This window comes from Herbidospora daliensis, assembly GCF_001570585.1.
In the GTDB taxonomy this organism is placed as follows: Bacteria; Actinomycetota; Actinomycetes; order Streptosporangiales; family Streptosporangiaceae; genus Herbidospora; species Herbidospora daliensis.
Map to the genome: position 1 here is coordinate 1,429,244 of NZ_BBXF01000001.1, position 15,138 is coordinate 1,444,381.

The 15,138-nt window shown below is 69.1% G+C and carries 17 protein-coding genes, 1 tRNA gene and 1 pseudogene; 6 read left to right on the forward strand and 13 right to left on the reverse strand.

Going from position 1 to position 15,138, the window contains the following annotated elements:
* Positions 1-42 precede the first annotated feature (42 nt).
* Positions 43-1,038 (forward strand): GlxA family transcriptional regulator, encoded by a 996-nt coding sequence (locus tag AW274_RS05780; protein WP_062429960.1) that lies wholly within the window; start codon positions 43-45, stop codon positions 1,036-1,038.
* Here AW274_RS05780 and AW274_RS40040 read toward each other — a convergent pair.
* Genes AW274_RS40040 through AW274_RS05810 form a run of 6 tightly spaced genes read right to left on the reverse strand, consistent with a single transcriptional unit; the run spans position 993 to position 6,716 of the window.
* Positions 993-2,534 (reverse strand): fused response regulator/phosphatase, encoded by a 1,542-nt coding sequence (locus tag AW274_RS40040; RefSeq protein WP_062429961.1) that lies wholly within the window; start codon positions 2,532-2,534, stop codon positions 993-995. The two genes, AW274_RS05780 and AW274_RS40040, sit on opposite strands and share 46 nt — an antisense overlap.
* Positions 2,527-4,170: an ATP-binding protein gene (locus AW274_RS05790; protein WP_062429962.1), complete on the reverse strand. Its 1,644-nt coding sequence runs from the start codon at positions 4,168-4,170 to the stop codon at positions 2,527-2,529. The genes AW274_RS40040 and AW274_RS05790 overlap by 8 nt, the downstream gene beginning before the upstream one ends.
* Positions 4,167-5,129, reverse strand: a complete 963-nt coding sequence (locus tag AW274_RS05795) for an ATP-binding protein (protein WP_062429963.1) — start codon at positions 5,127-5,129, stop codon at positions 4,167-4,169. The genes AW274_RS05790 and AW274_RS05795 overlap by 4 nt, the downstream gene beginning before the upstream one ends.
* Positions 5,117-5,515, reverse strand: coding sequence for an anti-sigma regulatory factor (locus tag AW274_RS05800; protein ID WP_062429964.1), 399 nt, complete (start codon positions 5,513-5,515; stop codon positions 5,117-5,119). The genes AW274_RS05795 and AW274_RS05800 overlap by 13 nt, the downstream gene beginning before the upstream one ends.
* The gene (locus AW274_RS05805) at positions 5,512-5,877 is read right to left on the reverse strand and encodes an STAS domain-containing protein (protein WP_062429965.1); all 366 of its coding nucleotides are present in this window, start codon (positions 5,875-5,877) and stop codon (positions 5,512-5,514) included. The genes AW274_RS05800 and AW274_RS05805 overlap by 4 nt, the downstream gene beginning before the upstream one ends.
* The gene (locus AW274_RS05810) at positions 5,877-6,716 is read right to left on the reverse strand and encodes an STAS domain-containing protein (protein ID WP_062429966.1); all 840 of its coding nucleotides are present in this window, start codon (positions 6,714-6,716) and stop codon (positions 5,877-5,879) included. The genes AW274_RS05805 and AW274_RS05810 overlap by 1 nt, the downstream gene beginning before the upstream one ends.
* Positions 6,717-6,849: 133 nt before the next feature.
* On the opposite strand from AW274_RS05810, the gene AW274_RS05815 reads away from it, so the two are divergent.
* Positions 6,850-7,194 carry an STAS domain-containing protein gene (locus tag AW274_RS05815; RefSeq protein ID WP_062429967.1) on the forward strand — a complete coding sequence of 115 codons (345 nt, stop codon included), beginning with the start codon at positions 6,850-6,852 and terminating at the stop codon, positions 7,192-7,194.
* Here the strand turns inward: AW274_RS05815 and AW274_RS42900 are convergent.
* Both AW274_RS42900 and AW274_RS05820 read right to left on the reverse strand, forming a co-directional pair.
* Positions 7,148-7,327, reverse strand: a complete 180-nt coding sequence (locus AW274_RS42900; RefSeq protein WP_369408607.1) for a DUF6203 family protein — start codon at positions 7,325-7,327, stop codon at positions 7,148-7,150. The genes AW274_RS05815 and AW274_RS42900 overlap by 47 nt on opposite strands.
* 49 nt (positions 7,328-7,376) lie before the next feature.
* Positions 7,377-8,312: pseudogene (locus AW274_RS05820) on the reverse strand (helix-turn-helix domain-containing protein); the annotation flags it as partial.
* A 72-nt stretch (positions 8,313-8,384) separates the two neighbouring features.
* Between AW274_RS05820 and AW274_RS05825 the strand changes: the two are divergent.
* The 4 genes from AW274_RS05825 to AW274_RS05840 all read left to right on the forward strand — a co-directional run bounded on the left by AW274_RS05825 (position 8,385) and on the right by AW274_RS05840 (position 10,494).
* Positions 8,385-8,864, forward strand: coding sequence for a rhodanese-like domain-containing protein (locus AW274_RS05825; RefSeq protein WP_062430152.1), 480 nt, complete (start codon positions 8,385-8,387; stop codon positions 8,862-8,864).
* A 282-nt stretch (positions 8,865-9,146) separates the two neighbouring features.
* A tRNA-Ala gene (locus tag AW274_RS05830) sits at positions 9,147-9,219 on the forward strand.
* A 568-nt stretch (positions 9,220-9,787) separates the two neighbouring features.
* A complete protein-coding gene (locus tag AW274_RS05835) occupies positions 9,788-10,075 on the forward strand; it encodes a type II toxin-antitoxin system Phd/YefM family antitoxin (protein ID WP_063813158.1) in 288 nt (95 codons plus the stop codon).
* A 38-nt stretch (positions 10,076-10,113) separates the two neighbouring features.
* The gene (locus tag AW274_RS05840; RefSeq protein ID WP_232319988.1) at positions 10,114-10,494 is read left to right on the forward strand and encodes a type II toxin-antitoxin system VapC family toxin; all 381 of its coding nucleotides are present in this window, start codon (positions 10,114-10,116) and stop codon (positions 10,492-10,494) included.
* 500 nt (positions 10,495-10,994) lie between these two features.
* On the opposite strand, the gene AW274_RS05845 is transcribed toward AW274_RS05840, so the two are convergent.
* The 5 genes from AW274_RS05845 to AW274_RS05860 form a co-directional block, all read right to left on the reverse strand.
* The gene (locus AW274_RS05845; RefSeq protein ID WP_157519794.1) at positions 10,995-11,417 is read right to left on the reverse strand and encodes a hypothetical protein; all 423 of its coding nucleotides are present in this window, start codon (positions 11,415-11,417) and stop codon (positions 10,995-10,997) included.
* Positions 11,418-11,838: 421 nt separating this feature from the next.
* On the reverse strand, positions 11,839-12,621 hold the full coding sequence (locus AW274_RS05850; RefSeq protein ID WP_062429971.1) for a TspO-related membrane protein: 783 nt from the start codon (positions 12,619-12,621) through the stop codon (positions 11,839-11,841).
* A gap of 629 nt (positions 12,622-13,250) precedes the next feature.
* Entirely contained in the window at positions 13,251-13,481 is a 231-nt protein-coding gene (locus tag AW274_RS38920; protein WP_083973848.1) for a DUF2283 domain-containing protein, read from the reverse strand.
* A 295-nt stretch (positions 13,482-13,776) separates the two neighbouring features.
* Positions 13,777-14,022 (reverse strand): hypothetical protein, encoded by a 246-nt coding sequence (locus tag AW274_RS05855; RefSeq protein ID WP_062429972.1) that lies wholly within the window; start codon positions 14,020-14,022, stop codon positions 13,777-13,779.
* A gap of 87 nt (positions 14,023-14,109) precedes the next feature.
* The gene (locus AW274_RS05860) at positions 14,110-14,997 is read right to left on the reverse strand and encodes a DUF1996 domain-containing protein (RefSeq protein ID WP_062429973.1); all 888 of its coding nucleotides are present in this window, start codon (positions 14,995-14,997) and stop codon (positions 14,110-14,112) included.
* Positions 14,998-15,138: the final 141 nt, after the last annotated feature.

Below are 15,138 nucleotides of genomic sequence, written 5' to 3' on the forward strand. Positions count from 1 at the left end.
CCCACCAGTGGCCTGAAAGCCAACATATGAAAGAATCGGGCCATGCCCCACCGTGTCGCCATGCTGGTCCTCGACGACTTCGCGACCATGGACGTCGGCGTCCCCGGCCAGTTCTTCGGCATCGCCGAAGACGCCGACCGCCGGAAACTCTACGAGGTCACGACCTGCACGCCCGATGGCGGGCCGGTCCGCTGCGCCGCAGGCTACGCCATCGTGCCCGACCACGACCTGTCGCTCCTCGACGACGCCGACACGGTGATCGTCCCGGGCGTGCACGGCGGGCCGCCGTTCGAGGGCACGGTCGACCCCCGGGTGGCCGAGGCGCTGCGGCGGGCCCACCGGAGCAAGCGCATCGTGTCGATCTGCACCGGCGCGTTCGTGCTCGCGGCGGCCGGGCTGCTCGACGGGCGCGCGGCCACCACCCACTGGCGCAACGCGAACCGGTTCCGGCGGCTCTACCCCGACGTGCTGCTCAACCCCGAGGTGCTGTTCGTCGACGACGGCGACATCCTCACCTCGGCGGGCGTCGCCGCCGGCACCGACCTGGCCCTGCACATCATCCGGTCGGACTTCGGCACCGAGGTCGCCAACCGGGTGGCCCGCCGCTGCGTGACCGCGCCGTTCCGCGAGGGCGGCCAGGCCCAGTTCATCGAACGCCCGCTGCCCCCCGCCCAAGGGGCCTCGACCGAGTCGACCCGGGCCTGGATGTTGTCGCGGCTGGCCGAGCCGCTCGACCTGAACGCGCTGGCCGCCCACGCCCGCATGAGCGTGCGCACCTTCACCCGCCGGTTCCGCGAGGAGACCGGCCTGTCGCCCGCCCGCTGGCTCAACCGGCAGCGGGTCGAGCACGCCCGCCGCCTGCTGGAGACGACCGGGCTGCCGGTCGACGACGTGGCCCGCGAGGCCGGGTTCGGCACGGCGGTCTCGCTGCGCCAGCACCTGCACGCGGCGGTCGGGGTCTCCCCCATCGCCTATAGGCAGACGTTCCGGCCTCAGGCCGCCCTGCGCAGCACCACCAGCGCGACGTCGTCTTCGTGATCGGGGCGCATCATCGCGTCGATCACCCGGTCGCAGTAGGCCTCCAGGTCGTCCTCGACCGAATCCGAGAGCTCCTGGAGGCGGGCCATGCCGTCTTGCAGGGTCAGGTCGCGCCGCTCCACCAGCCCGTCGGTGACCAGCACCAGCGACTCGCCCGGTTCGAGGGTGAACCGGGCCTCGCCGGGCCGGTGCAGGCGGGCGCCGAGCAGCGGTCCGGGCATGCTCAGATAGTCGGTACGCCGCTTCGAGACCAGCAGCGGCGGCAGGTGCCCCGCGTTGCACATCACGATCTCGCCGGTCGACGGGGTGAGCAGCAGCAGCGCGACCGTGGCCAGCTCACGCGGCAGGAACCGCAACATCAGCAGGTTGACCTGCCGAAGGATCTCGTCGAGCGGATGGCCCTCGCTCGCGTAGGCGCGCACGGCGTGCCGGATCTCGGCCATCACGGTCGCGGCGTGCAGCGAGTGCCCCATGACGTCGCCGATCGCGACCATGAGCTTGCCGCCGATCTCGATGACCTCGTAGAAGTCGCCGCCGATCTCGGCCTTCGCGCTGGCCGGCACGTAGCGGGCGGCCAGCTCGACCCCCTCCACCGAGGGCAGTGACCGGGGCAGCAGGGCCCGTTGCAGGGTGAGGGCGATGCGCCGCTCCTCGTCGATCGACCGCAGCGCCTCCACCGCCAGCGCCACGCCCATCGAGAGCTGGCTGAGCACGTGGGCGTCGTCGTCGCCGTAGGCCAGGGCCGCCTCGACGAGCACCCCGACGGGCGGCCGGCCCTGCACCCGGGCCAGCGCGACCTTGACCTCCTCGCCGGCGACCGACGGGGCCAGCACCCCGGCCCAGTCGGACCCGGGGGTGGTGCGCATCGTCGGCCCGCGCGGCACCCCGCCGGGGTCGAGCAGCGGGGAGTCGCCCGCCACCATCCCGTCGGCGTCGCAGGTGACGTAGCGGCTGCCCGACTCGGTCGGCGCGAACACGGTCGCCGGGCCGCCGAACATGCGGACCGCGCCGTCGGCCGCCGCGCGCAGCAGTTCGTCGAGGGTGCCGGCCATGTTGATGGCCAGGGTGGTGTCGGAGAGCCCGGCCAGCCGCCCGGCGAGGCGTTCGGCCTGGCGGCGGGCGCGGGCGTACCGGAGGGTCGCGTTGACCGTCGCCAGCAGCACCTCGGGCTCGACCGGTTCGACGAGGTAGCCGTCGGCGCCGCGGGCGAGGCCCTGGGTCCGGTCGCCGACCCCGACCGCCGAGGCGGTCAGGTGGATCACCGGCACGGCCGCGCTGACGGGGTCGGCCTTGATCCGCTCGCACACCTCGAACCCCGACATGTCGGGCATGCGGACGTCGAGCAGCACCAGGTCGGGCAGCGACTCCTTGATGAGGCTCAGCGCCTCGCCGCCCGACGCGGCCTCGACGACCGCGTACCCCGAGTGCTGGAGCCAGGTGGCGATGACGTAGCGGTTGGCGCTGATGTCGTCGACGACGAGGATTCGTTCAGGCATCGCGTTTTCCGATCTCGCCGACCGCCCGGAGCAACTCCCCCCGGGTCAGGCGTGACTTGTCCAGGGCCACACCGTCGATCCCGCCCGTGTCGGCCGAGGTGACCACGATGACCGGCGTGTCGGCCAGGGCGGGGTCGGCGCGCAGTTCCCCGATGACCTCCTCGCCGGTCAGGCCCGGCATGCGCAGGTCGAGCAGGAGCAGGTCGGGACGGGCCCGGCGGACGGCCGCCAGGGCGGCGTAGCCGTCGGGGGCGTCCTCGATCTCCACGGCGACCCCGTGGAGCAGGCCGCGCAGCAGGGTGCGGAACGCCGCGTCGTCGTCGGCGATGACCACCCGCCCCAGGTGGATGCGGTCGAGGCGCGGCAGGCGTACCTCGAAGACCGTGCCCTCCCCCACCACGCTGCGGACCGTCATCTCGCCGCCGAGGATGGCGACCAGGCTCCGGGCGTAGGGCAGGCCCAGGCCCGTGCCCGTCACCGACGCCTGGATAGGGCCCCTGACCTGGTGGAACTCCTCGAAAATGCGCTCGATCTCCTCGGCGGGGATGCCGATGCCGGTGTCGGCCACCCGCAGCAGCACGTGGTCGCCGTCGGCGTGGGCGCCGACCCTGACCTCGCCGCGCTCGGTGAACTTCAGGCCGTTGGTGAGCAGGTTGCGCAGCACGTGGGTGAGCATCAGCTCGTCGGTCTGCAGGATCTCCACGCCGTCGGGGTCGTCGACGACCAGCGTCACGCCCTCGCGCGCCATCGGCCCGAGCGTCTCCTTGAGGCGGCGCAGCAGGCCGCGCAGCGACACGTCGACGACCTCGGGTTCGATCCGGCCCGACTCGGCCTTGGCCAGGTCGAGCAGCTCGTTGACGAGGTTGAGCAGGTCGCGGCCCGACTCGCGGATCAGCTCGGCCTGGCGGCGCTTCTCGTCGTCGAGGGGGTCGCCGAGGTCGAGCAGCATGCGGGCCAGGCCCAGGATCGAGCTGGCGGGGGCGCGCAGCTCGTGGCTGACGTTGGCCAGGAACCGGGTCTTGGCCTCGCTGGCCTCGCGCAGCCGGGCCGACTTGTCCTCCAGCTCGGCGTAGAGGGCGACCACACCCTGGTTGGTGCGTTCGAGCTCCTCCGACAGCTGGGTGTAGAGGGCCATCACGCCCCGGTTGGTCTCCTCCAGCTCGTCGCGCTGCGCCTGGACGTCCTCCAGCGCGGCCATCAGGTCTTGGTTCTGGGCCCGCAGCTCGTCGAGCGGGCTGGTCTTGGCCAGGCCGGCCAGGGTGGCGCGCAGGTCGCGCAACCATTCGCCGGCGTAGCGCCCCGGGGGCAACCCCTTGCTCAGGATGACGTCCTCCCCCTCGCGTGTGACCTCGTCGACCAGGCGGGCCGCCGCCGCGAAGCCGGGCGCGGCGGGGCTGAGCGGGCCGTAGCCGCGGACCCGGACGCGGAGCGGGCCGCCGTCGATGGAGAAGGCGATTCTCGCCCCTCCGGCCTGGTTGAGCACCTCCCGGCCGACCTCGCTGAGCGCGGTCGCCAGGCGCACCTGGTCTTGCTGGTCGAGGCCGGCCGCGTCGGCGACCACGCGGGCGCGCTGCCGCAGCGTGAACACGTCGCCCTCACCCCTGACCTCCATCGACAACAGCTCGCCCGACGTCATGACGGCATCCTGGCGACCAGCACGCCGGCGTCGTCGCGGCGGACCCCTAGATCCTTCAGGAGGGTCCCGGCGACCACCAGGGACCGGCGCGTGACCAGGCCCGGATAGTCGCGGAAGGTCCAGCGCTGCCGCAGCCCGTCGGTGTGCATGACGATCAGTGCCCCGGGAGGAAGGGGGTAGTCGTACTGTCTGATGGCCGCCGCGCGGTGCCCGGCGATGCCCGGCAGGGAGATCAGCCCGCGGTGGTCACCCTGGTGGACGACGGTCGCCGCGATGTTCCCCAGCCCGGAGAAGGTGAGGGCGCCGCCTTCCGCCTGGGCGATCGCCACCGCCACGCCCCGGGTGTGCGAGATCTCACCGTGGACGTGCTTCACGAGCTGGGCGGGCGGCCCGGCGGGGGCGTCCTCGAAGGCCCGGACCGCCGCGCTTGCCGCGAAGGCGGCCAGCGGCCCGTGCCCGAGCCCGTCGCACAACATGAGGGTGATCGTCTCTCCGTCGGTACGCCAGGCGTAGGCGTCGCCGCCCGAGTCCTCGCCCGGCATCGGCCGGGTCAGGCCCGAGACGTCGAGGGGGCCGGTCTCCCCGATCCTGACCGCGAAGACGGTGCCCCACTCCGGCTGCGTGTAGACGTCGGACCAGTCGGACAGGCGCCGGATGGCGCCCACCCCGATGCCCAGCCCGCCCCGGCTCGACAACCCCTCGACCGGCCGCGGGTCGAAGCCCGGCCCCGAGTCGGCGGCCACGATCTCGACGCTGCCGGGGCCGCGCCGGACCAGGATGCTGCCGCTGCCGGCGTGCCGCTGCACGTTGGCCGCCAGCTCGGCCGCCACGATGGCGACCTCGGCGACCCGCTGCTCCGGCAGCCCCGCCGCCGCCGCCCGGTCGGCCGCCGCGCGGCGGACCGCGCCGATCGCGCTCTCCTCGGTGACGTCGATCCAGACGTCGGTCAGCGGGCCCACTTGACCACCGTCACGGTGGTTCCGTCGCCGGGGGCCGTGTCGATGGCGAACTCGTCGACGAGCCGGCGCGCCCCGCCGAGCCCCAGCCCCATGCCCGATCCGCTGGTGAAGCCGTCGGTCAGCGCCTGCGCGACGTCGGCGATGCCCGGCCCTTTGTCGTGGAAGACCGCCTTCACGCCCTTGCGCAGCCCGTTCTGGACCTGTTCGACCAGCGCGCCGCCGCCCCCGCCGTAGGTGAGGGTGTTGCGGGCCAGTTCGCTGGCCGCCGTCACCAGCTTGGTCTGGTCGACGAGCGACAACTTCGCCTCGACGGCCGCCGCCCGCACCGCCTGGCGGACCCGGACGACGTCGGCGTCGCCGGAGATGGGGAGTTCCTGGGCGGTCATCTCGCGGTGCCGCCGGCCAGGCTCAGCAGCCGCATGCCGCGCTCCACGTCGAGCGCGGTCTTGATCCCGTCGAGGGAGAGCCCCAGCTCCACCAGGGTGATCGCGACCGCCGGGCGCATGCCCACGACGACCGTGTCGGCGTCGAGCACCCGCGACAGGGCCGCCATCGTGGCGAGCATCCGGCCGGTGAACGAGTCGACGATGTCGAGCGCGGTGATGTCGATCACGACGCCCCGCGCGCCGGTCTCGACGATCCGGTCGGCCAGGTCCTCCTGGAGCGCGACGACCATGTCGTCGCGCAGGTCGACCTGGATGGAGACGAGCAGCATCTGGCCGATCTTGAGGATCGGGAGTCGTTCCATCACAGGCCGCGCTTGGTCATCTCGGCCGTGACGTCGACCCCGATGCGGCCCAGGGCCAGCAGCAGCGCGTCGGCCAGGGTGGCCTTGGTGGCGATGTCGCCGAACTCGATGCCGAGGGCCACGATCGTCTGCGCGATCTGCGGCCGGATGCCGGAGATGATGCACTCGGCGCCCATCAGCCGGGCCGCCACGATCGTCTTCAGCAGGTGCTGCGCGACCTGGGTGTCGACCGCCGGGACGCCGGTGATGTCGATGATCGCGTACTCGCTGCCGGTGTCGACCAGGGTCTGGAGCAGCTTCTCCATGACGACCTGGGCACGCGCCGAGTCGAGGGTGCCGACCAGCGGCAGCGCGACCACGCCCTGCCAGAGCTTGACCACCGGGGTGGCCAGTTCGAGCAGCTGCTCGGCCTGGTTGGTGATCACCTCTTCGCGGGCCTTGGCGTAGGTCTCGAAGGTGAACAACCCGAGCTCGTCGATCACGTCGGAGAAGGCCACGAACTCCGGCCCCACCCCCACCGAGTCGCGCACCGCCTTCTTGAGCGCGAAGACGCTGATCGCCGTCTCACGCGGGCTGAACCCCTGGAGGGCCCGCGCCCGGGACAGGTCGACCAGCAGCGCCCGCACCTCGCCGTAGGCGCTCGAACGGGTGTCGGCCCCGTCGGACGCGCTCACCGCCGACAGCAGGGCGTCGAGGATCTCCCGGAGCTCCTTGTCGAGCTCGATCTCCGAGACCCGTCCACGCAACGAGGCCGCCACGTCGGCCCGCCAGCGGCGGACGAGATCCTCCTCCGCCGCCCGGCACCGATCGATAAGGTCACCGAAAGGTTCCGAGGTCATGTGCCCCTCCAAGTCGTACCGGATACGCATTATTCGCGACCCCCACCCTAGAGAAGTCGCCGGGACTGCGACATGTTTCTGAATAGAGGCCTCTCTGTGGTAGGTCTTATGCGGTTACGAACAGAGGGAGATCATGGACAACCTCCGGGTTCACGTGGCTCCGTCGGGGGCCTATGCCGTGATCACCGTGGCCGGGGACGTCGACGCCACCACCACAGCGCAACTGCACGAGGCGGTCATTCAGGCCCGGGAGATCTCGGCCCACCTGGTGCTCGACCTGGCCGGGATGACCTTCATGGACAGCGCCGGCATCCGCGTGCTCCTCGACGCCTTCCACCACACCCAGACCCAGGGCGGCAGCGTCGCCCTGACCGGCCCCCGGCCCTCGCCCCGGAAGGTGATGGAACTGGTCGGCCTGGCCGACCACATCCCTATCTACGACTCGCCCGCTGAGGCTGTCGCCGCCGGCCCGGCCTGAACCGGGCGTTCTCCTCGGCCTCCCTGGCCTTCCGGCGCCGCCTGCTGACGAACCAGCCCGCCCCGAGCACCGCGAGACCGAGCGGGGTCTTGGCCAGCCACCGGGTCACGAACACCTGCAGAATTCTCTTCATGTGTACGGCCCCTGCCCGGGATTTCCGCAGGTAGGCCACCTCCGGTCTGGAACGCCCGCCGATAGGTCGAGGGCGAGGTCTTCATCGCCCGGGTGAAATGGTGCCGGAAGGTGACCGGACTCTCGAACCCACAGGCGACGGCGACCTCCTCTACGGGCGTCGTGGTCCCCTCCAGCAGCGGCAGGCTCGCCGCCACCCGCTGCCCGATGACCCATTTGAGCGGGCTGGTCCCCGACTTCCGGGCGAAGTGCCGCAGGAACGACCGCTCCGACATGGCCGCCTGCCGGGCCATCTCCCGCACGGAGATCGGCCCGCCCAGCCTCGTGAGCGCCCACTCCATGGCCCGCCCGACGGCGTCCTCCTCGGTCGGGGTCACCGGCGTCTCGATGAACTGCGCCTGCCCGCCCTCCCGATGCGGCGCGACCACCAGCCGCCGGGCCACCGCGTTGGCGACCGTGGGCCCGTGGTCGGTCCTGACCAGATGGAGCAGCAGATCGAGCCCCGCCGCACTGCCCGCGCTGGTCAGCACGTCGCCGTGGTCGACGTAGAGCACGTCGGGGGTGACCTTCACTTCGGGGAAGCGGGTCTTGAGCAGGGGCGCGTACCGCCAATGAGTCGTGGCCTCCCGCCCGTCGAGCAGCCCGGCGGCGGCCAGCGCGAACGCCCCGGAACAGATCGAGACCACCCTGGCCCCTCTCTCATGAGCGGCGCGGAGGGCCTCGACGAGGGCCGGGGAAACCTCCTGGCGGACGTCCCGAACCCCCGGGACGACGACCGTTCCGGCCCCCTCGAAGGCGTCGAGGCCATGGGACGGGGTGATCGAGAACCCCCCGACGGCCCGGAGCGGCGACGTGGTCTCGGCGCAGACCTTCAGGTCGTACCAGTCGACCCCGTCGGGACGGGCGACGCTGAAAATTTCGACGACGCAACCGAGCTCGAACGGGGCCATGCCGTCGAAAGCAAGGACGGCGACACGATGGGACATGGCGGAATCTTAGCGAAAGGGGGCGATTCCGCCACTCCTGCCGTGTTGGGGTGGTGCGGCAGGCTGTGCGGCATGTCAGCGATTCTGCGTACCCCAGCCGCCTCCCCCGCCGTCGCCTTCGCCCACTTCGCCGGCCGCCTGGCCGTCGAGACCGACGTGGCCGACGTGGCCCGCGACCTGGCCGAGGGGGTGGAAGGGGTGGTCGTGGTAGACGTCCGGAGCCGCGAAAGCTGGGACCTCGGGCACGTGCCGGGGGCTCTTCATGTTCCGGTCGGCGAGATTCCCTCGACGACCTTGCCCTTCGACCAGGTGGTCGTCGTCTACTGCTGGAGCCCCGGATGCAACGGGGCCCAGCAGGGCGGGGCCGCGTTCGCGCGGCTGGGGTACCGGGTGAAGGAGATGATCGGGGGGTTCGAGTACTGGGCCAAGGAGGGGTTTCCCGTCGAGATGGGGGACGGGACGGTGCTGCGGCGGGAGGTGGATCCGCTGGTGGGGTCACCTCAGAGAGCTGAAGGTCCAGTGGAGGGCGTAGCGGTGGTCGGCGGGGCTTGAATCGGTCGGGCGGGGGTGCTCGCGGTCGCCCTTGAGGTCGGGGGTGAAGCGGGGGTTGGCGGGGATGCGCATGGGTGGTCCTTTGGTGGGTGTTCGGGGCCCGCGGGGGCGCGTCGGCCCTGCGGGGGTGGCGGGTTTCGTGCGGCGGTTGTTCGCCGCGCGGTCTCCGGCCTTGGGTAGAGGATGCGGGACGCCACTTGGTCTCCACTTGATGGCGACTGGGAGGGATGCCGGCTCGTCCCAGGCACCCTCCTCAGTCCGATAGACTCGTCTCACACCTTCGGGGCTATAGCGCAGCTGGTAGCGCACCTCCATGGCATGGAGGGGGTCAGGGGTTCGAATCCCCTTAGCTCCACTCACTCGGAACGGCCCATGGTCGTCGCCCCTTCGGGGCGGCTTTCATGGGCCGTTCTCGTTTGCGTATACGGGGGGACGACCCCCCGAACCCCCCGATACGAGAGGGCTGTCGCCCCCTCGCGCTCCCCCTGGTCCGCTGTCGCGGCCCTGGCGTCGCTGTCGCTCCGGGGTCGCTTTGCTCCCTGGCGAAAGGCTTCGCCCCTCGCACTCCCTGATAGGGCCTCGCTTCGCTCGGCTGGAGCTCGCTTCGCTCGTATTTGACTTCCGGCTACTCAAAAAGCGGCAGAAGTGCCGCGAACGCCCTGATGACGAGCCAGCATGTGTCGATTGCCGACGCGATCGACAGGGGCACGACTTAGGCCAGAAACTACTCATCACACGGAGAAAGGCGCTCACCGGCCTCCAGTGAATACTACTGCCCTACGCGTCCGTGGAGATTTGATCTTCTTGCAGGCGCGTCAGAGAGTCGGCGGGCTTGCTTGTCCGGGGTGACGCGGCCCTCGTCGGCGGCTTAACTGTTAGCGTGGTACGGAGTAGTACGGGCCGGTGCGGAGGGAGGCCGAGTGATGGGCGGCAAGTCTCAGCCCGTGGATGTCAGCGTGCGGCAGTTCGTCAGTGACTCAGGGAGTGTGACGCGAGGGCTGCGACGCGGGCAGCGGTATGTGTTGACGATCAACGGTGAGCCGCTCGCGGATGTCGTTCCCATCAAGCGTCGGCGTGCTGTGCCCATGACGGAGGTACTCGCGATCTTCGCTGGCGCGCCTGCCCTCGACGTCGACGAGCTGCGCGCGGATCTGGACGCCGGTATCGATCAAGAGTTGCCCGACGACCCGCTGGAGGGAACCGGTCTGTGAGACATGCGGAAGGTGTACTCGATACGAACATCGTGGCTGTGTTGTCTCTCTATGAGGCAGATGCACTTCCGCAGGCGGGTCTCATCACCGCTGTAACCCTCGGTGAGCTGTCAGACGCGCCACATGCAACGGTCGATCCGATCAGGCGTGCTCGGCGTATGGCGGTCCTTCAGCATGTAGAGGCCACGTTCGACGCGCTGCCCTATGACGACGAAGCCGCGCGCATGTATGGCCAGATCTGTGCGGCCGTCCGCGCGACCGGCCGGCAGCCACGCGGCAGGGCCGCTGATCTGATGATCGCCGCGATCGCCGCGAGCAACGGGCTTCCCCTGTACACCGCCAATCCGAAGGACTTCGCCGGGCTCGACGGCATGGTGGAAATCGTGGCTGTGGCGCGGCCTTCAGGAGCAACCGCGTAACTTACTCGAACTTGGATGGAGACCGCAGCCGAAGGCGGACTCGCCAAAATAATGAACTGACTGTGCGCGACGACCACAATTAGAGTTACTTCACATGCCTTCGTAGCCCTGTGGGAAGGTTTTGTGTTCGAGTTAGCGACCGCTAGATCCACGGGTAATGGGGATGGCCTGTGGTTGTTGCTCCTTCGGAGCACCTTCCACGGGCCATTTCCCGTTTGCGACACCGGGGGGACGACCCCCCGGAACCCCCCGATACGAGAGGGCTGTCGCCCCCTCGCGCTCCCCGTGGCCGCTTTGCGGCCCTGCGTCGCTTCGCTCCGGGTCGCTGTCGCTCCTGGCGAAGGGCTTCGCCCCTCGCGCTCCCTGATAGGGCCTCGCTTCGCTCGGGAGGCACTCGCTTCGCTCGGGGTGATGGACTTCAGGCCGCATCAAAGGGGCAGGTGACGTGTCGTTTCACCTTCGGAGTGACTGACTGTGTTTTGGCCGGCGGATGACGCCGGCTAGAGGGCGCCGCAGAACAAGTCCCAGATATTTCGGTAGTAGTCGTTGAACTCGACGATGAACTGACTCCCGCCGGATTCGGGGTCCTTGAAGTAGACGGACACCATCACGTCGTTTTGGAAGCCGGGGATTTGGGCCTTGCTGTAGTGGTCGCGGATTTCCTGTGGGGGAAGAGTGGTCAGCATTGTGATCCTCACCCGGTATTCACAGTAGTCTCCGCCGCCTCCTGACATATTGTGGCCGGATGTCGCGTCATGCCTGTGGTGGAAATCGCGCGTATGCGGTGGGCGCGGGTAGCTGACCGCCTTTTGGAGCAAGGCGTCGAGACGTGCGTCGTCGCGCCAGACGGGGGTCATGATCAGGAAGAATAAGCCGACCAGCGGCACAAGAACGACCGCCAGACACCCCCACCTTCGTTTCATGACGTGAAGCGTAATGCTTTTGATCAAGGGCGGCGATGGCTACCGGCGTGCGATGGGCGGAGATCGATTCCAGGCGTGGCCGAGTTCGAGTAGGCGACCGTTAGCTTCACTGGTGAATGGATGGCCCGTGGCTGTTTCCCCTTCGGGGCACTTGCCACGGGCCATTCACCATTTCTGCACACGGGGGGGACGACCCCCGAACCCCCGATACGAGAGGGCTGTCGCCCCTTCACGCTCCCTCTGGCCGCTTTGCGGCCCTGCGTCGCTTCGCTCCGGGTCACTGTCGCTCCTGGCGAAGGGCTCCGCCCTCGCGCTCCTTGGAAGGGCCTCGCTTCGCTCGGTTACTGGGCTCAACACCGATTCAGGCAGGGGAAGGGACGGCTCGCATTGTGGCTCCATGCTGGCCTGACTTGAATGCGCTTCATTGTCGTCGGCCGTGCCGTGTTCTGCTCCACCGGAGCCGTATAGCGGTGGTGGCGATGAGGAGGGAGGCCGCCGCCGCACTGACCTGCCGGGTTCGGGAGGTGCGCTGGGGGTTGGCCGCGCTGGTCGCCAGTGCCCATGTCGCGGCCAGAGCGATGGAGGTGTGACCGTGCCGACTCGCCGCGATGATCGTGCTCAGGACGACTGCGGCTCCCGCTACGGCGAGACGAGCGGTATTGCGCCCGGTTCGGGTCGTGGGCGCGAACTTGCCGTGTCGCTGGACCGCGAACGCGTTGACGACGGAGGCGACGCTCGTCCACCCCAGGAGCAGGCCGGTGCTGTGGGTGGTCAGGCGCTCGGCGCCGCGCGGCTGGTCGTGCTGGGCCTTGCGGTGTGCGGTGGCGGCGAGGCCCGCGGCCACCGGGAGGATGAAGGGTGTGTAGCGAAAGCGGTTCGACTGGGCCGCGATCGACCAGCAGGCGTTCGCCGTGTAAGCGCCGACGAGCCACCATCCGGTGCGTCGGTTGACCGCGGCGGTCGGGTGCGCGGCGTGCTGGATGGCGTTGGCGGCGATGACTGCGAAAATCGGCGCCCAGATCGCGAAGGCGTAGTCGGGAGGAGTGATCTCGGTATCGAACTCCTCGGCGCCTTCCCGGGTGTCGGCGAGAAACGGGCCGAGCGTCGGGACAAGGATCATCATGGCGGCGGTGGCCCCCACGGCGACGGTTCGCGCGCGGTCCGCCGCTTCTGTGTCGGCTTCGATATCGATCGGGAGGATCATGTCGGTTCTCCTTCCATCCAGTCGTGCGGGCTCTCGCGGGTGGTGCCGGGGTGTTCTTCCCGGCGGTCGCACGGTGAGACGGTGGCGAGTAGTCCGATCGTGAGGGAGCTACCCGTCACAGTCACCGTCACCGGCCCTCTCCCGCACCGCGCTCCCGAGGTTGCTCAACGCCTGGTTCGCGCCCGCACGCGGGTCCACTCGCCCTCGTTCCCGATGTCCATCACCACCAGCGGCGACGAACCCGAGAACACCACGCCGACCAGCTCATCAAGATCAATCACGACTCACTGTGACGCGGCCAGACGTCTGGTCGTCACCGAATCTGCGACAGATCCCCTTCGGGGTGCTTGCCACGGGCCATTCACCATTTGTGGCACACACGGGGGAAGATCCCCGAACCCCCGATACGAGAGGGCTGTCACCCCTTCGCGCTCCCCCTGGCCGCTATCGCGTCCTTGCGTCGCTGTAGCTCCGGGTCGCTTCGCTCCTGGCGAAGGGCTCCGCCCCTCGCGCTCCCTGGACAGGACTCGCTTCGCTCGGGGTCTGCTTGAGACGGAAGTCCGGCCCGCGCTGGGCGGATGGGTGGAGAGCTGCGCTTCAGTCGTGCCGGAGACTTGGACATGCATGCGTCAAATGTGTTCGGCAGAATCAAGGATTCGACGCGGCAACTTCGAGGTGGCCCCGAGGACTTCGATGCCGATCAGTTTTCCGGATTTATCGAAATCCAGAATGATCATTCCCGCGACTGCACTCGGGTCGCAAGTATACGCCTGAACGACCTCTCCTGGCAATATCCTATCGGAAATATAAATATAGGCGGCGTCGGCCAGCCGATCATAAGTTACGCGCAATTCAGCCATCCCGCTTCCTATCTATCGACGACTGTAACCGACGGATGACTCCGAGATCAATCAGGGCCTACACACATAATAGTCATTATGTCGGGGATGACGAAGCATACCGCCAGTTCAAACGCCGAAGTATCGGAGCAAATTCCGTTTGCGAGCAGGACGAAGACATCGCCGATCTATGGAAAGAGCCACGAAGGCGACCAGGGTAGAACGCAATCACCAGGAGTGCCTTCGGCGGCCAGATCGTACAAGATCATGGCAACGGGTCCGGCGAAGAAGCCGGCCGCGGTGAGAGCAAGCAGTATCACGAACTACCGGCCAGCCAGGGCGACCCGGCCAGCAGGTGGAACGACTGCGCGAAAAGCGCTGACAGTGCCGAGACGATCGGAAAGGCGACGATCCGGCTCAGGCACCAAACGGCGTTGGCCAATTTTGCGCCGGCGTCCAGGTCGCCCGCGCAGTAGATCTGCGCGCGAGCCACCAGGAGAATATCGAGGAAGGTCCCGAATGTCGCGCACCGGAACGACCGGCCGGCTGCGGAGTGCTTCAAAGCTGGTCAAATCCTCTGTACGGGCTCAAGCGAAAACGGCGTACCCCCGAAGGAGTACGCCGTTCCGAAAGAATCGAATACGGGAGCTCAGGGCTTGTGCTGGTCGATTCCGTAACCGTTGCACTGGCGCCCGCCGTTGATGCAGTGTTTCACCAGCTCGGCCTGCCGGTTACCCGCCCACGCCTCCATGAAGTCGTAGTGGAACGAGTAGCTCGCGCCGGAGGAGTAGGCGAGGCCGTCGGTCTTCCCGCCCGGGAGCTTGTAGGGGACCTTGATCTCCAGCATCGGCAGCGGCACCGGGAACGCCGCCGGGCAGACGCTCTTCACCGGGTAGGCCATGTGGCTCTTGTGGTCGGCCGAGTCGAGGTCGCGGCCGTTCCAGCAGCTCGGGGCCTTCAGGCGGACGATCAGCGAACTGCCTGACGGGCAGGACTTCGGGAAGGTGGTGAAGGTGCCGCCGCCGCACGTCCAGGTGCCCTGGAAGTCCGCGGCGGACGCCGTGCGCATGTCGCCGACGATCAGCCGGAAGCCGGCCGGGAAGGGCTGGACGGTCCGGTAGTCCTTCACACCCGACTTGTAGTACGTCGTCACGATCGTCGGATCCACCACCTTGCCGTTCTGGTACAGCGTGGGGATCCAGTACGCGGACTTGTCCATGGTGTCCTGGCAGCTCGACCCGCCTGCCAGCAGGGAGGCCCTGGTCGACTTGGCGTTCGTGGTCGGGTTCCCCGCGAAGGTGTGGTTGTGGGCGGCGCCCGGCAGGCCCGGATAGACGATCGGGTCGTCCGACAGGTGGTGGGTGACCTTGCAGTTCGCGTGGATCTCGCGGTACTGGGCGAACGGCGGCGGGCCGGAGAACGTCGGGACCGGGAGCGGCTTCGCCGTGGGGAACGGGGTGGCCACCGCCGCCGGGGCCGACCGGTGGGAGGCGTGCGGGCTCGCGGTGGCGGCCGAGGCCGGGATCAGCAGGCCCACGGCCAACAGAGTCGTCCCCGCTGCCCGGCTCCATCTGCGCCGCGGCGTGTGGTCTGACATCGATTTCCCTTCACTGTGGGACGCATGGGGGGCTGCCGCGAATCGCGCGGCGGCGGGTCGAACCTAGCCACCCGGCCGCCT

Coding starts and splice junctions, on each gene's coding strand:
- AW274_RS05780 (WP_062429960.1), top strand. CDS start 43: ATGCCCCACCGTGTCGCCATGCTGGTCCTCGACGACTTCGCGACCATG.
- AW274_RS40040 (WP_062429961.1), bottom strand. CDS start 2,534: ATGCCTGAACGAATCCTCGTCGTCGACGACATCAGCGCCAACCGCTAC.
- AW274_RS05790 (WP_062429962.1), bottom strand. CDS start 4,170: ATGACGTCGGGCGAGCTGTTGTCGATGGAGGTCAGGGGTGAGGGCGAC.
- AW274_RS05800 (WP_062429964.1), bottom strand. CDS start 5,515: ATGACCGCCCAGGAACTCCCCATCTCCGGCGACGCCGACGTCGTCCGG.
- AW274_RS05805 (WP_062429965.1), bottom strand. CDS start 5,877: ATGGAACGACTCCCGATCCTCAAGATCGGCCAGATGCTGCTCGTCTCC.
- AW274_RS05810 (WP_062429966.1), bottom strand. CDS start 6,716: ATGACCTCGGAACCTTTCGGTGACCTTATCGATCGGTGCCGGGCGGCG.
- AW274_RS05815 (WP_062429967.1), top strand. CDS start 6,850: ATGGACAACCTCCGGGTTCACGTGGCTCCGTCGGGGGCCTATGCCGTG.
- AW274_RS42900 (WP_369408607.1), bottom strand. CDS start 7,327: ATGAAGAGAATTCTGCAGGTGTTCGTGACCCGGTGGCTGGCCAAGACC.
- AW274_RS05825 (WP_062430152.1), top strand. CDS start 8,385: ATGTCAGCGATTCTGCGTACCCCAGCCGCCTCCCCCGCCGTCGCCTTC.
- AW274_RS05835 (WP_063813158.1), top strand. CDS start 9,788: ATGGGCGGCAAGTCTCAGCCCGTGGATGTCAGCGTGCGGCAGTTCGTC.
- AW274_RS05845 (WP_157519794.1), bottom strand. CDS start 11,417: ATGAAACGAAGGTGGGGGTGTCTGGCGGTCGTTCTTGTGCCGCTGGTC.
- AW274_RS05850 (WP_062429971.1), bottom strand. CDS start 12,621: ATGATCCTCCCGATCGATATCGAAGCCGACACAGAAGCGGCGGACCGC.
- AW274_RS38920 (WP_083973848.1), bottom strand. CDS start 13,481: ATGGCTGAATTGCGCGTAACTTATGATCGGCTGGCCGACGCCGCCTAT.